The sequence below is a fragment of the Cycloclasticus zancles 78-ME genome, assembly GCF_000442595.1.
GTDB lineage: Bacteria > Pseudomonadota > Gammaproteobacteria > Methylococcales > Cycloclasticaceae > Cycloclasticus > Cycloclasticus pugetii.
In genome coordinates this window covers 608,593-623,097 of record NC_021917.1, presented here as the reverse complement: position 1 = coordinate 623,097, position 14,505 = coordinate 608,593, and the positions used below count along the sequence as shown (strand labels likewise).

Genomic DNA, 14,505 nt, shown 5'->3' with positions numbered 1-14,505 from the left:
AGCCTGACTCAATTAAACTTGTGCATATTCTACTGAATTCGCTATCCAACGGTGAACTAATGGCTCAACTAACTCCGGCTGTATTCGCAAAACCTCCTCCGCAGACAGTGCCACTTGATCTAACAACTCAGCATCTCGCACTAAGTCAGCCACTTTAAACCGCATAAAACCAGCCTGTCGCTGACCTAATATTTCCCCTGGACCACGCAATTGCATGTCTTTTTCGGCAATTTTAAAACCATCCGTTGTTTCACGCATAATTGATAACCGCTCACTGGCATTTTTTGACAACGGCGCCTTATACATCAGCACACAATGACTTTCTCGTTGCCCCCTGCCGACCCTACCTCGCAGTTGATGTAGTTGCGCCAAGCCCAAACGTTCGGCATTTTCAATGACCATTAGACTTGCGTTAGGTACATCAACACCTACTTCAATAACCGTTGTCGCCACCAGAACCTGTAATGCTTGCTGCTTAAATTGCATCATCACAGTCTGCTTTTCTTGTGCTGTCATCCGACCATGTACCAAGCCAATTTTCAACCTTGGTAAACACTCTCGCAGCAAATCAGCCGCTACTTCAGCTGCCTGACACTGTAAAGCCTCCGACTCTTCAACCAGCGTACAAACCCAATACACTTGCCGGCCATCCTCAACCCCTTTTTCAATTCGCTCAATAATTTGTTCTCTTTTAGAGACCGGAAGCACCGCCGTGGTCACTGGTGTTCGCCCGGGTGGTAGCTCGTTAATAATCGACAAATCTAAATCTGCATACCCTAACATTGCTAGGGTTCTTGGAATGGGGGTTGCTGTCATCACCAACTGATGCGGATAAACCCCTGTCTTCGCTCCTTTATCGCGTAACGCTAATCGTTGATGCACACCAAACCGATGCTGTTCATCAATAATGACTAGACCTAGGTTTGCAAAGATTACTTTTTTTTGAAACAAGGCTTGTGTGCCAATTACGATGTTAGACCGACCTTCGGCAATATCGGCAGTAATTGACTCGTATGTTTTACCCTTATGTTGCCCAACAAGCCAATCCACTTGAACACCTAGATCTTTTAGCCACAATTGGAAGTTTTTGAAATGTTGCTCTGCTAATAGTTCTGTTGGTGCCATCATTGCTACCTGATACCCCGCCTCTGTAGCTGCTAAGGCAGCACACGCTGCAACCACTGTTTTCCCTGAACCAACATCCCCTTGTAATAAACGTTGCATCGGGTGTGAACGTGCCAGATCTGACAATATTTCTTGAATCACTCGGTTTTGTGCATTAGTCAGCTCAAAACCCAATGATGTTAAAAAACGCTGTCGACTTTCCCCAGTCGATTTAAAACTCGGCGCAACATCACAACGAACGCCTTTTTTTAACCGACTTAAACTAAGGTGATGAGCCAGTAATTCTTCAAATATTAAGCGTTTAAATGCCGGTCGCTGACTGGCATCCAAGCTTGGCATTGTGTCTGGGTAGTGTAATTGCTGCAAACTGTCTACTAACGTAGGCAGACCGCGTTGACTCAACATGGACTGCGGCAAACAATCACGAATGCCCATCCCTTGTTGAAGGAGCAAAAAAGCCTGCCTTATCAGTTTCCTAAATGATGCTTGATGTAAGCCATCTGTTACTGGGTAAACCGCAAGCAAACCTTCTTGAATTACACCGCGTTGCGCTTCATTAATCAGCTGATATTCAGGGTGGACCACATCAGCAATCCCTTGTTTACTATAAGATTTAATATCACCAAAACAACGTAGCCACTGACCACGCTGCATAGCTTGTTTTTGACTGTTTGAAAAGTGAAAAAAACGTAATGTGACAAAGCCCGTCCCATCACTCAAGCGAACGAGCAAAGAGCGTCGCCCCCTAAAAACCACCTCTGCTAACTCAACTTGACCTTCAAATAAAGACGACTCCCCTGTTTTCAACGAGCCTATCGCAACCACCTTGCTTCTGTCTTCATAACGAAATGGCAAATGAAACAAGATATCTGCAACACTCACGATCCCTAGCCGACTTAATTTTTCGGCTACTTTTTCGCCAACACCTTTAAGGTAAGTTATGGGCAAATCATCCAAATAACTATCCACCACTATGACAGCCTTCTATGCAATAGTATTAATCGTCAACCAATACCATGACAGCGTCCATTTCAACACGACTATTTTTTGGTAATTCAGCCACGCCTATTGCCGCTCGTGCTGGGTAGGGCTGCGAAAAGTGGGCCGCCATTTTTTCATTGACCACCGGAAAGTCCGCCATATCAGTTAGATAAATATTTAGTTTTACAATATCTGCCAAACCACCGCCTGCCGCTTGTGCCACAGCGGTTAAGTTTTTTAATACTTGTTCAATTTGCTCTTCAATGCCGCCGCTAACCAGCACCATAGTTTCTGGCAATAGTGGAATTTGACCGGATAAATAAACCGTTTGGTCCACCTTAATCGCCTGCGAATAAGTGCCGATAGCATCTGGTGCTAAATCTGTATGAATGACTGTTTTTTGCAAAGCGCCCTCCTTAGTTCCTAATTCGTGCTATTTTTATAACCGATGCAAGTGCATGTAAACGACGCATCACCCTTGCTAAATGCTTCCTGTCCCGTACCGTTATGGTAAAAACATCACTAGAAGCATCTGCAGAACGTGAGGCTATTTTGATGTTTTCAATATTACAATCATACGATGATAATATTGACGCAATCTCTGCTAAAACACCCCGCTCGTTCTTTAACTCTAAGCCTATATCGGAACTAAACTCGCCTTCCACAATATTGGCCCACTGAACACTTAACCAATTTTTGTGTTTGCGTTTATATTCCCGTGTGTTTTTACAATGCACCCGATGTACCACCACACCACGCCCAGGGTTAAAGAAACCAATAATTTTATCGCCTGGAATTGGCCTACAGCAGGTACCCAAATTAATCAGCATCCCATCTGCACCGTGGATATTAAGCGTGGCTGTTGCTTGCTTACCCTTGGCAATGTCGATGAAGGAGTCTTCATCCCCAGCTGCTGCAATTAAATGTTGCGCAACCAACAAAGGCATTCGATTACCAAAGCCCAAATCCATCAATAAGGCATCAAGCGAACCAATTTGCTGTTCGCTTAAAAACTTTTGTAATTGTTCAGGGTCAACATCATCAAAATTTAAGCCGACACTTTTAAACTCTGCATTCAACAGTTGACCACCAAGACGAATAGCATCACGCTCTTTAAATTCTTTAAGGTGATTTCGAATAGCGTGCCTTGCTTTGTTGGTTACAACAAAATTTAACCAATTGGGGTTACAGACTGCGAAATCACTGGTCATAATTTCAATAGTTTGGCCATTTCTAAGCACTGTGTGCAACGGCTCCATTATTCTATTTATCTTCACGCCAGCACACGCCATACCAATATCGGTATGAACCGCAAAGGCAAAATCAACCGCCGTAGAGCCTTTAGGCAATTTAACAATTTTGCCTTTCGGCGAGAACACAAAAATTTCTGTCGGAAACAGATCCACCTTTAACGTATCAATAAACTCAAACGAGTCATCAGAACCCTTTTGCGTTTCTAACAGGTTCCTTAACCATTCATGCGCTCTCACTTTTGCATCATGCGCAACATCTGTTGTTTTATAAAGCCAATGTGCGGCAATCCCTGACTCAGCCAAACGATCCATTTCTAAGGTTCTAATTTGAAGCTCTATTGGCACTCCAAAGGGACCAACTAATACGGTATGTAATGACTGATAACCATTCGTTTTTGGCAAAGCGATGTAATCTTTAAACCGACCCGGTACCGGTTTGAATAAATTATGCAGCAAGCCTAAGGCTTGATAGCATTGCTCAATTGTCTCGACAATCACCCTAAAGGCATACACATCAAACACTTCGTTAAAGGGTATGTTTTGCCGTTTCATTTTTCGATAAACGCTGTATAAGTTCTTTTCACGCCCGTAAATAACGCCCGGAAAGTCGGTGTCTAAAAACTTTTCTACCAGTAATTTCTCTACTTTATCGACGACCTCTTTTCGGTTGCCTCGAGCTTTTTTAATACTTTTATTGATAATCGCTCTGCGACGAGGGAACATTGCTTCAAAACTAAGGTCTTCTAATTCAAGCCGAAACTCATGCATCCCTAGCCGATGTGCAATAGGCGCATAAATATCTAATGTTTCTTTGGCAATCCTCCGTCTGCTAGCGGGTTTCATCACCTTAATTGTTCGCATATTATGCAAACGGTCAGCTAATTTAATAATAATCACTCGCAAATCTTTTGCCATTGCCAAAAACATTTTGCGCATATTTTCAGCCTGCGCTTCTTCACGAGTTTTAAAGTTAATTTTTGTGAGTTTACTCACTGCATCAACAAGGCCAGCAACATCATCATTAAATAACGACGCCAATTCCTCATAGGTCGTGTCTGTATCTTCAAGAAGATCATGCATTATGGCAGCCATAATGCAGTCAACATCCATTTTCATATGACTTAAAATGAGTGCGACAGACACTGGGTGACAAATATAATCTTCACCACTCAATCGGTATTGTCCAGCATGTGCTTCACTGGCCACTTGGTACGCCTGATGAACCTGATCCAATTGCTCCTGCGATAAGTACTCAGACAACACTGACATTAGCTCTGCTAACAAGGCCGTTTGCGGCAATTCAACGTTTTCTTTTTCTACATCCATCTACAATTATTTTCTTTTTCACATAAAAAATGCCCATGAGAGCATCATGAGCATTTGAGTCTATCACCAAAACTCTATTGGCGAATAGGCAGCGTTTCTAATTTTTTAGTTGGCCAACCTTAGTTTTCTTCAACAGTCACTTGCTCAGTTGAATCAGCGTCTTCAATAAACAGCTCTTCAATCGGTGGATTATCAACCAAGTCCAACGCTTCTTCGGTGATATGACCGGCTGCGATTTCTCTCAGAGCAAGAACAGTTGGTTTATCATTTTCAAGCTCAAGGCTTGAATCAGCACCATCCATTATCTGGCGCGCACGTCTTGAAGCTAATAAAACCAACTCAAAACGGTTGTCTAATTTTTCAAGACAGTCAGAAACTGTTACACGTGCCATTTGAACCCCTTTTAAATATGAAATAATTTGAATAGTCGAACATTATACTATATTTTTAAATAATTAATTAAGCAACTGATTAATCAAAGCCGAGTGGGTGAGTTTTCCCCTTTTCATGGCTAATCGTTGAGTCTTTACAATCATGGCTAGCTCGTCCAAAGCCACTTCAAAATCATCATTGACCACCAAGAAATCATATTCTTCATGATGCACCATTTCATCCACTGCTGTACGCATTCGCTTATTGATAACCTCGTCGCTATCTAACCCACGTCCTCGCAACCTTTCCTCGAGAACCTGCTTGGACGGTGGCAAAATAAATATTGAACAGCTATCCTTCATCACACGGCGAACTTGTTGCGCCCCTTGCCAGTCAATCTCTAGAATAATATCCACCCCTTGTGCTAACTTTTCATCAACCAAGCGCTTGGACGTTCCATACGAATTGCCAAAAACGGTCGCGTATTCTAAAAAGCCATCTTGCGCAACAACCTGTTGAAAGCCTTCCTCGCTGATAAAGTGATAATCAATACCACTCACCTCACCTGACCGTGGTGCTCTCGTTGTACTTGAAACAGACACCTCAATATCTGAGAGTGTCTCTAATAACGCCTTCACTAAACTTGTTTTACCAGCCCCCGAGGGTGCAGATACGATAAATAATTGCCCTGTTCTCGTCACTTTTGTCCTTTATTCTATGTTTTGAATTTGTTCTCGCATTTGTTCTATCAGAACTTTTAACTCAACAGAAACATTCGTTGTTTGGATATCTGCCGACTTTGATCCCAAGGTATTCGCTTCTCGATTAAGTTCTTGCATCAAAAAATCTAACCGTCGTCCAACCGGTTCTTCTTGGTGCAAAATCCTACGTACTTCCTTAACATGTGACTCAAGCCTATCTAGCTCTTCTTCAACATCCATTTTTTGTAAAAAATAAACGAGTTCTTGCTCAAGCCTTGCTTGCTCAGGCTCATCCATCAAGTCTTTAATTTTCTTTTCTAGCTTTTCACGCAGTAAGCCCTGCACTTCTGGTAGCCGTGTTTTAGCTATGTCCATTTGTTCTTGAATCAGCTCACAACGCGAATCAACCATTTCCAATATATTGGCGCCTTCTCGTTCACGCGAGTCAATCAATTGCTCTAACGCCTGATTTAATAATAACATCGCACCATCATGCACTGGCTCTAAGTCCTCCCTTACCTCTGCTTGCACACCCGGCCAACGTAAAATATCTAACGCAGACAGCTTCTGAAACTGTTCCATATTCGTTTCGATCTTCGAGGTTGCTGTTAGCAACTGCTTCAAGCGTGCTTGATTTATTTCAATGCTTTCTTCGCCTTGCTTTTGTTTTCTGTAAACCAAGTTACAATCAACTTTGCCACGCTTTAGCCGCTTGCCAACTGCCTCACGAACTAATGGTTCAATCGTACGAAATATTTCAGGCAACCGAGGTGAAACATCTAAATAACGATGATTAACTGACCGAATCTCCCAAATCAACGTGTATCCTTCAACTTCACACTCACTACTTGCAAAAGCAGTCATACTTCTTATCATTTTGTCGCCTATACTTAACGTTAAACAATAAATATTAGGCTGTTTTTAAAAAGATTAATACCCTGATGACAAAAAACACCTTCTCACTTCCTGCACACGCAACAACAAATCATACCGAGACCTTACCCTCTGGCACTGTTGTTGATGAATATATTATCGAACGCGTCATTGCACAAGGCGGTTTCAGCACCGTCTATTTAGCTCGCCAACTAAAAGATCAGCAACAAGTTGCTATCAAAGAATACAAGCCTAAACACCTAACTAGACGCGATGGCAACGCTGTCATGCCTATTGACTCGGCGGCACTAAACTTATTCCAACGTGGCCGCCAGTTATTTATGAAAGAAGCCACCTTATTAACAACCCTCAAACACCCAAACATTGTTAGCGTGCTTAATTTTTTCCTCTGCAATAATACCGCTTACTTAGTGATGAATTATGACTACGGTATAACCCTTGGAAATTGGTTAAAAGATTCAACAAATATCGCGACCACTGAGTTTTTACTGGACGTTTTTCTACCCGTAATGCGATGTATTAAAAACATGCATAACAGAGGGTTACTTCATCTCGATATTAAACCCGATAACATTCTATTAAGACCCTCATGCAACCCTCTCATCCTCGATTTTGGTTCAGCACTGTCTTACAAAAACCAACAACAGCTAAATTCACATAGCATGACAAAGGGTTACGCTGCACCAGAACAACACGAGCAAAGCAAAACACTAGGCCCTTGGAGTGATTGCTATGCAATAGGCGCTAGCATGCGCACTTGTTTAGATAGAACCGCCCCTATAAGCTCATCAGACGTTGTCGCTATTGAAAAAAGGCAATCGGCCCACCGTCTTTATAAGAAGCAAATTAATGAAAATATTCTTTACGCTATCGACTGGGCCATGCAAATGTCACCCTCTAAAAGGCCCCAGTCCATCGACGACTTATTGAATATCATAAACTACCGCCAGAATTCTTAATTCAGTCAGATAAAGTGATTTTTCTGGCCTATAATGCGCATATTATCAAACGTGGCATTTTCAACGTTGCCCGTCATTCAATATTATTATCATAGGAAAAAACATGAGACCCAGTGGACGTAACCCTGACCAACTTCGCGAAGTAAAAATAACAACCAACTTTACGATTCACGCCGAAGGGTCTGTATTAATTGCCTGTGGTGACACCCAAGTCCTATGCACCGCTTCGGTTGAAAGCCGTGTACCAAGGTTTTTAAAAGACAAAGGTCAAGGCTGGGTCACTGCTGAGTACGGCATGCTTCCGCGTTCAACACACAGCCGTATGGGTCGCGAAGCTGCGCGCGGCAAACAAAGCGGTCGCACACAAGAAATTCAACGTCTCATAGGTCGTTCTTTGCGTGCCGCCGTTGATCTAAACGCACTAGATGGCTACACGATCACTATCGACTGCGATGTTCTTCAAGCAGATGGCGGGACACGCACCGCCTCTATTACGGGGAGTTTTATTGCTTTGTCATTGGCTATTGAAAAATTACTCGATGAGAAAAAAATCAAGAAAAACCCAATCCATGGTCAAATTGCTGCTGTCTCTGTAGGCATTTTCAACGGCGTGCCAGTACTAGACTTAGACTACCCCGAAGATTCCGAAGCGGAAACTGACATGAATGTCATTATGAATGAAGCAGGTGCCTTCATCGAAGTTCAAGGCACTGCGGAAGGGCATGCTTTCCGTCGTGAAGAACTGGATGAAATGTTAAACCTTGCCGCATCTGGCATTAGCGAATTAATGCAGCAACAGCGTGACGCCTTAGCAAAATGATCCAACAACTTGTGCTGGCCAGCAGCAATAAAGGGAAAATAGCAGAAATTCAGGCGATGCTTAAACATCAAAACATTGAGATTGTTTCACAATCACATTTTGATGTGCCTGATGCCGAAGAAACCGGCACTACGTTTATTGAAAACGCTATCATTAAGGCTAGACAAGCAACAAAAATTTCAGGTTTACCTGCCATTGCGGATGACTCTGGACTAGAAGTTGATGCCCTTAATGGCGCGCCTGGCGTCTATTCTGCCCGTTATGCAGGCTTACCCAGCAACGATAAAAAAAATACCGCAAAGTTACTCAATGCGTTAGCCGACGTAGCTCAGGAAAAACGTACAGCACGCTTTCATTGCGTGATGGTTTTCATGGCACATGCTAATGACCCTTCCCCTTTGATCTCTCATGGTGTTTGGGAAGGGCGTATCGCATTTCAAGAAAATGGCGATAATGGTTTTGGCTATGACCCCGTTTTTTTTACCCCTGAACACCAGTGCCTCTCTGCTGAGCTAGCGCCCTCTATCAAAAACACAATCAGTCATCGCGCCAAAGCATTGAACCAACTCATGCCTCAAATTTCTGATTACTTCACGACGCAAGCATGACAAAAGGCTCAACAGATTATAGCCTCTATATTCATATCCCTTGGTGCATTAAAAAATGCCCCTATTGTGACTTTAATTCACATGAAAAAAAAGGCGACTATAACGAAGAACTGTACGTTAACGCGCTGATAAAAGATCTCTCAACCGAAATAGAAACTGTTAACAATAAGTCATTAAAAAGTATCTTTATCGGTGGCGGCACACCCAGCCTCTTTTCCGCTGCTAGTATTCACCGCATTCTAGAGGCAACCGATAATGCGCTGGGTATTAATAAACAGACTGAAATTACCTTAGAAGCTAATCCTGGTACAGCCGAAGCCAAGAAATTTTCTGACTTTCACGCAATTGGTATTAACCGCCTATCCATTGGCGTGCAAAGCTTTAATAACGAACATTTGAAAAAACTGGGCCGTGTTCATGATGCTGAGCAAGCGCATAATGCCATCCAACTAGCACAAAAAGCTGGTTTTAATAGAATCAATCTTGACCTCATGTTTGGCTTACCCGGCCAGAACATCCAACAAGCCATTGACGACGTTGAAATGGCACTAAGTTACCACACAGGCCACCTGTCTCATTATCAACTCACCCTTGAAAAAAACACCTTATTTTATAAACACCCACCAGCGTTACCGCATGATGAGTTAATTTGGGATATGCAAGTTGCCTGTCAAACAAAAATTGATAACGAACTTAACCAATACGAGGTATCTGCCTATGCTGCCGAGGGGCAGCAGTCTCGTCATAACCTAAATTATTGGCAATTTGGCGACTACATTGGAATCGGCGCGGGCGCACATGGCAAGTTAACCGATGAACAAGGTACTATCTCACGCTATTGGAAAAAGAAACTGCCTCGAGACTACATCAAGCTGGCGGGCACTCAAGATGTTATAGGTGGAAAAAATATCGTTAAAGACGCTGAGTTACCTTTTGAATACATGATGAATGCTTTGCGCTTAAAATCAGGCTTTACAGTTGACCACTATCAACAACAAACACATCAAAACGCTTACCAAATACAAGCCATCTTAGACTCACTGGTTAACAAGAAATTATTACAGCGGAACGCTTCAAGCTACCGCTGCACCGAGCAAGGATGGAACTTTCTAAATGATACCGTAGAACACTTTTTACCCAGCGAATGAACGAATTACTGATCAACAAAACTTACAGTTGCCCATACTGCGGAGAACGAATCGATACCTTCATCGACACCTCTCAAGGCAACCATCAAACAGTCGAGGACTGCAGTGTCTGCTGCCGCCCGATTGAGTTAAACATAGAAATTGATATCAGCAGCCAAGAAGTTAACCTAACTGCACAAACTGATTCAGAATAATATCGCGCCAAAAGATTGCTTCGTTCCTACGAAATAGAGCACCTTTCAGTATAAAATAGCCCAACATTAACCCAGATAATCAGACCATGAAAAATTACAAACGCGAGTTTATTGAATTCGCCCTGCAATGCAACGCACTCAAATTCGGACAATTCACCCTAAAGTCTGGCCGAATTAGCCCTTACTTTTTTAACACCGGGCTATTTAACACGGGCTATCGTTTACGAAAATTAGGGCATTTCTATGCACATGCCTTGATAGACTCTGGCATGGATTACAATATTTTATATGGCCCCGCTTATAAAGGCATTCCACTTGTTTGCGCTGTGTCTATTGGCTTATCTGAGGTGTCAAATCAAGATATACCCTATGTTTTTAATCGTAAAGAAGTCAAAGACCACGGCGAAGGTGGCTTGTTAGTCGGCTCAGAACTGAAGGGTAACGCTATCATTGTTGATGATGTTATTAGTGCCGGAACCTCGGTTAGAGAGTCTGTCGATATTATTCGATCAGCTAATGCGACTGCATCCGGTGTTCTAATCGCGCTTAATCGGCAAGAAAAAGGTCGTGGCGACACCTCAGCAATCGACGATGTAGAAGAAAGCTATGGCTTTAAAGTCGCTTCTATTATTGGCTTAGCAGACATTATCGATTACCTCAAAGAATCAGCTGAACCTGAGCATTTAAACAGTATTCTTAAGTATCAAGAAACTTACGGGACTGGCTAGCCCCCACCACGAAGAAACTTAAGCAAAAACACGTCCATAAACTGCGCTTGCTTTTCATCATCCATCGTTGAAAAGTCAAAGCTCACGGGCAACATTGGTAGGCGCGTAGAGGATACTTTATGCGTACCCTCATGACCTAAGCTAAGACGCGCCTGTTGATCAGCTACTGTAAAGATAATGAGATTTTCATCGCGTTTATAAACCAATTTATTTTGGTTCTCGAGCAACGAAAGAAACTCTTTGCGCGAGAACCCCATGTCTAATGTAAATTGTTTTTTTTTTAAATAGTTTCATTATTCAGCCTCACTTGTTGTCAACTCAAAGAACACTGGCTTTGCTGTTCAGGTTGCAACTTTTCGATTCATCACACGTTCCTTTAAAGCTAAAATAAAGCATAAAAAAAGCGAGACTTTTGTCTCGCCCTTTCTATTAGCACTTTGATCAGCTAATGGATATCAAACGCCGATGAATGCCATTTATCTTATAACGTCAGTCGTTATTTTGCTGGCATCGCTTTCGCCGCATAACCTTTCATTTTGTCATACCCAGTCCAGTTCGCATCTTGATAAGTAATAGCATCCGTTGGGCATGCTTTTGCACACTCTGGGTCACCGCCACATAAATCACATTTAATCACTTTGCCACTGTCTGCATTATAGTTAACCGTTCCGAATGGGCAGGCAATCGTGCAAACTTTACAGCCAACACATAAATCATTAACAATTTCTTTTGCGCCTGTTTCTTTATTCAACTGAATCGCTTCAACAGGACAAGCATGCATACACCACGCTTCATCACATTGGGTACACGTGTAAGGTACAAAAATACCTTCTTCATGAAATGGGAAGATTTTAATTCTGGATTTTGCTGGGTTAAAAACACCCTCGCCTTCATAAGAACAAGCCATTTCACACTGCAAACAACCCGTACATTTATTTGCGTCAATAACTAATGACATCTGCATAACACCCTCCTGTGGGTTCTATTTACTTTTAATAACATTAACAAAAAATTTATACCGTAAAGACATAAGGCCTAATTTGATTGGTAAAACTTACCTCTTTGCCACACTCACACTTAACCGCCCGTAACACTCATATGTCGAAAAATAACAGGTTGTTCTGTCATATCAAAATCATGCCCTTTAGGCTTTATGTCCATTGACTCTATAAGCGCTTCTTTGACCTTATTTAAATCTGTTGGGTTCGCTCTTAGTACCTGCTTTAAATCCATTGAGTGCTCTTGCCCCAGACACAATAACAACAAGCCCGATGCTGTAACACGCACTCTATTGCAAGTATCACAAAAGTTATGGCTATGTGGAGAAATAAAACCTACCAAATTATCATAACCTTTTACGCCGTAATAACGTGCTGGACCACCCGTATTTTTTGTACTTGGTAGCAATTCAAATTGTTGTTCTATATCGCGCTTAATTTCATCACTAGAGTAATACGCCTCTTGTCTCGAGTGACTTTCTATGGCCCCTAAAGGCATTTCTTCAATAAAGCTGATATCGAGCCCCTCTTTCATTGCAAACTGAACTAAGCTGTTTACCTCATCGTGATTCCTATTTTTAAGAATCACCGCATTTAGTTTAATTTTTTCAAAGCCCGCTTTTTTAGCAGCTTGAATACCTTCTAAGACAGTATTAAGGTCACCCACTCGCGTTACTTTTTTGAATTTATCCGCATCAAGACTATCTAAGCTGATATTGATTCGTTTGACGCCAGCCTCTTTCAATGGGTGTGCTAATTTAGTTAATTGCGAACCATTTGTCGTAATAACTAATTCTTCCAAGCCCTCTAACTTAGCAACATCTGCCAGCATATTGACGATATCTTTTCGTACCAAAGGCTCACCCCCTGTTATACGAATTTTCGTCACGCCCATTTCTACAAAAGCCTTCGATAAACGAGTTATTTCCTCTAAGCTCAATACCTCTTCGCGCGGTAAAAACTCCATATCCTCGCTCATACAATACACACAGCGAAAATCACAACGGTCTGTCACAGAAATTCGCACATAGGTGACTTGTCGACCAAATTTGTCGATTAACTTATTTGTGTTTATTATTGGCGATACGGCATTCATACAATCTAAACTGCTTCTCCTAATTTTTCTTAAGAAACTCCCGCACTTCAAAAGGTTACGAGCTTCTTGAGAATTACTTTCAATTGAAAATTATTCTCATTTATAATTAATGACTTACAGCCACATTCGTACTTTGTACACCTTACCGCAGTTTAAATTTATAGGTCAATAAATTAGTTCATAAAGCTAACTCCAAACTAGGGCTTTTATATACCTCCCAAGGCCTATTTCATCATTCACTTCACCTTCACCGTAATTAAGATAAACTAGCTTCTATAACAATTATTACAACAGCCCCCTTTACTATAGATGCGACTATCATTAAAAACATACCTCACCAGCTACGTACTGATTACTGCATTTATTTTATCTTATAGCGCTGTCGCCGATACAGGCACGCCGATAAAAATATCTGTCCTTAAGTTTGGTACTGTTAACTGGACATTAGAAACCATAAAGAAAAACCGACTTGATAAAAAAAATGGTTTTGAACTCATCATCCAGCCTTTAGCCAACACTCAAGCGGGCAAAATTGCACTGCAAGCAGGTGCCGCCGATATTATTGTCTCAGATTGGACATGGGTTGCGCGCCAACGCCAATTCTCATCTGATTATTTATTTGCCCCCTATTCATCCGCGGCAGGTTCTATTATGGTGCCTAATGACTCAGCTATTCATTCCATCAAGGATTTGAGCGGTAAGAGATTAGGGATCGCAGGAGGCGAGCTAGATAAAAACTGGCTGTTACTCCGAGCATTAGCATTAAAAAAAGGCATCGACCTTCAAACAAGCCTCGATACATTTTTTGGCGCCCCACCGCTGCTCAATAGCCTCATCAAACAAGGCCAGTTGGACGCCCTAATCAATTATTGGCACTATAGTACGCGTTTAAAAGCAGATGCTTATCGTGAAATTATTAATACGCATGAGATTATTCAGCAACTCGGTATCAACAAAACCGTTCCCATCCTTGGCTACGTTTTTAGTGAAAAATGGGCACGAGAGCAGTCAATCAGCCTCAATAATTTTCTCACCGCTAGCCATGATGCCACTCAGCTCTTATGTACTTCCGATAAACACTGGAAAGCCATCTTGCCGCTAACCAAGACACACAACACACTGACTCAACAACTGTTACGCAAGAGTTATTGCGAAGGACAAATTAAAAAATTTTCAGCTGAAGAGAAACAAGCCATTGCTGATATTTACTCTATATTAGCCGATATTGGAGGTGAAAAACTTGTCGGGACAGTCAAGCAATTTGACCCTAATTTATTTTGGAATAGCGGCCATTAATTAATC

At 42.0% G+C, this 14,505-nt stretch carries 16 protein-coding genes; 7 read left to right on the top strand and 9 right to left on the bottom strand.

Annotated elements, in window-relative coordinates; genetic code table 11:
• Positions 1-12: 12 nt before the first annotated feature.
• The 6 genes from recG to CYCME_RS03030 form a co-directional block, all read right to left on the bottom strand.
• Positions 13-2,097, bottom strand: coding sequence for an ATP-dependent DNA helicase RecG (gene recG / locus CYCME_RS03055; protein ID WP_020932121.1), 2,085 nt, complete (start codon positions 2,095-2,097; stop codon positions 13-15).
• A gap of 25 nt (positions 2,098-2,122) precedes the next feature.
• A complete protein-coding gene (locus CYCME_RS03050) occupies positions 2,123-2,512 on the bottom strand; it encodes a RidA family protein (protein ID WP_015006633.1) in 390 nt (129 codons plus the stop codon).
• A gap of 10 nt (positions 2,513-2,522) precedes the next feature.
• Entirely contained in the window at positions 2,523-4,685 is a 2,163-nt protein-coding gene (locus CYCME_RS03045; protein WP_015006634.1) for a RelA/SpoT family protein, read from the bottom strand.
• Between the two features lie 119 nt (positions 4,686-4,804).
• Positions 4,805-5,077 (bottom strand): DNA-directed RNA polymerase subunit omega, encoded by a 273-nt coding sequence (gene rpoZ / locus CYCME_RS03040; protein ID WP_015006635.1) that lies wholly within the window; start codon positions 5,075-5,077, stop codon positions 4,805-4,807.
• A 63-nt stretch (positions 5,078-5,140) separates the two neighbouring features.
• Entirely contained in the window at positions 5,141-5,758 is a 618-nt protein-coding gene (gmk, locus tag CYCME_RS03035) for a guanylate kinase (protein ID WP_015006636.1), read from the bottom strand.
• A gap of 9 nt (positions 5,759-5,767) precedes the next feature.
• Positions 5,768-6,634: a YicC/YloC family endoribonuclease gene (locus CYCME_RS03030; RefSeq protein WP_015006637.1), complete on the bottom strand. Its 867-nt coding sequence runs from the start codon at positions 6,632-6,634 to the stop codon at positions 5,768-5,770.
• Between the two features lie 65 nt (positions 6,635-6,699).
• On the opposite strand from CYCME_RS03030, the gene CYCME_RS03025 reads away from it, so the two are divergent.
• From CYCME_RS03025 to pyrE, 6 genes are all read left to right on the top strand, one after another.
• A complete protein-coding gene (locus CYCME_RS03025; protein ID WP_020932120.1) occupies positions 6,700-7,611 on the top strand; it encodes a serine/threonine protein kinase in 912 nt (303 codons plus the stop codon).
• Between the two features lie 103 nt (positions 7,612-7,714).
• Positions 7,715-8,431, top strand: a complete 717-nt coding sequence (gene rph, locus CYCME_RS03020) for a ribonuclease PH (RefSeq protein ID WP_015006639.1) — start codon at positions 7,715-7,717, stop codon at positions 8,429-8,431.
• Positions 8,428-9,039, top strand: coding sequence for an XTP/dITP diphosphatase (locus tag CYCME_RS03015; RefSeq protein WP_015006640.1), 612 nt, complete (start codon positions 8,428-8,430; stop codon positions 9,037-9,039). Before rph ends, CYCME_RS03015 begins: the two co-directional genes overlap by 4 nt.
• Positions 9,036-10,187: a radical SAM family heme chaperone HemW gene (gene hemW, locus CYCME_RS03010; RefSeq protein WP_020932119.1), complete on the top strand. Its 1,152-nt coding sequence runs from the start codon at positions 9,036-9,038 to the stop codon at positions 10,185-10,187. The genes CYCME_RS03015 and hemW overlap by 4 nt, the downstream gene beginning before the upstream one ends.
• Positions 10,184-10,381: a CPXCG motif-containing cysteine-rich protein gene (locus tag CYCME_RS12890; RefSeq protein ID WP_015006642.1), complete on the top strand. Its 198-nt coding sequence runs from the start codon at positions 10,184-10,186 to the stop codon at positions 10,379-10,381. The genes hemW and CYCME_RS12890 overlap by 4 nt, the downstream gene beginning before the upstream one ends.
• A gap of 86 nt (positions 10,382-10,467) precedes the next feature.
• Complete coding sequence (gene pyrE / locus CYCME_RS03005) at positions 10,468-11,109, top strand: orotate phosphoribosyltransferase (protein ID WP_015006643.1); 642 nt, start codon at positions 10,468-10,470, stop codon at positions 11,107-11,109.
• On the opposite strand, the gene CYCME_RS03000 is transcribed toward pyrE, so the two are convergent.
• The 3 genes from CYCME_RS03000 to moaA all read right to left on the bottom strand — a co-directional run bounded on the left by CYCME_RS03000 (position 11,106) and on the right by moaA (position 13,203).
• Positions 11,106-11,336: a hypothetical protein gene (locus CYCME_RS03000; RefSeq protein ID WP_223253219.1), complete on the bottom strand. Its 231-nt coding sequence runs from the start codon at positions 11,334-11,336 to the stop codon at positions 11,106-11,108. The two genes, pyrE and CYCME_RS03000, sit on opposite strands and share 4 nt — an antisense overlap.
• Positions 11,337-11,605: 269 nt before the next feature.
• Positions 11,606-12,073: a 4Fe-4S dicluster domain-containing protein gene (locus CYCME_RS02995; protein WP_015006645.1), complete on the bottom strand. Its 468-nt coding sequence runs from the start codon at positions 12,071-12,073 to the stop codon at positions 11,606-11,608.
• A gap of 113 nt (positions 12,074-12,186) precedes the next feature.
• Positions 12,187-13,203, bottom strand: a complete 1,017-nt coding sequence (gene moaA, locus CYCME_RS02990) for a GTP 3',8-cyclase MoaA (protein WP_015006646.1) — start codon at positions 13,201-13,203, stop codon at positions 12,187-12,189.
• Between the two features lie 309 nt (positions 13,204-13,512).
• Here moaA and CYCME_RS02985 point away from each other — a divergent pair, with 309 nt between their 5' ends.
• Positions 13,513-14,499, top strand: a complete 987-nt coding sequence (locus CYCME_RS02985; protein ID WP_020932117.1) for an ABC transporter substrate-binding protein — start codon at positions 13,513-13,515, stop codon at positions 14,497-14,499.
• Positions 14,500-14,505: the final 6 nt, after the last annotated feature.

Bases quoted from the DNA above. Each gene is read 5' to 3' on its own strand.
- hemW (WP_020932119.1), top strand. From the start codon at position 9,036: ATGACAAAAGGCTCAACAGATTATAGCCTCTATATTCATATCCCTTGG.
- CYCME_RS03025 (WP_020932120.1), top strand. From the start codon at position 6,700: ATGACAAAAAACACCTTCTCACTTCCTGCACACGCAACAACAAATCAT.
- CYCME_RS12890 (WP_015006642.1), top strand. From the start codon at position 10,184: ATGAACGAATTACTGATCAACAAAACTTACAGTTGCCCATACTGCGGA.
- CYCME_RS03015 (WP_015006640.1), top strand. From the start codon at position 8,428: ATGATCCAACAACTTGTGCTGGCCAGCAGCAATAAAGGGAAAATAGCA.
- rph (WP_015006639.1), top strand. From the start codon at position 7,715: ATGAGACCCAGTGGACGTAACCCTGACCAACTTCGCGAAGTAAAAATA.
- CYCME_RS02995 (WP_015006645.1), bottom strand. From the start codon at position 12,073: ATGCAGATGTCATTAGTTATTGACGCAAATAAATGTACGGGTTGTTTG.
- moaA (WP_015006646.1), bottom strand. From the start codon at position 13,203: ATGAATGCCGTATCGCCAATAATAAACACAAATAAGTTAATCGACAAA.
- CYCME_RS02985 (WP_020932117.1), top strand. From the start codon at position 13,513: ATGCGACTATCATTAAAAACATACCTCACCAGCTACGTACTGATTACT.
- CYCME_RS03030 (WP_015006637.1), bottom strand. From the start codon at position 6,634: ATGATAAGAAGTATGACTGCTTTTGCAAGTAGTGAGTGTGAAGTTGAA.
- pyrE (WP_015006643.1), top strand. From the start codon at position 10,468: ATGAAAAATTACAAACGCGAGTTTATTGAATTCGCCCTGCAATGCAAC.
- CYCME_RS03045 (WP_015006634.1), bottom strand. From the start codon at position 4,685: ATGGATGTAGAAAAAGAAAACGTTGAATTGCCGCAAACGGCCTTGTTA.
- rpoZ (WP_015006635.1), bottom strand. From the start codon at position 5,077: ATGGCACGTGTAACAGTTTCTGACTGTCTTGAAAAATTAGACAACCGT.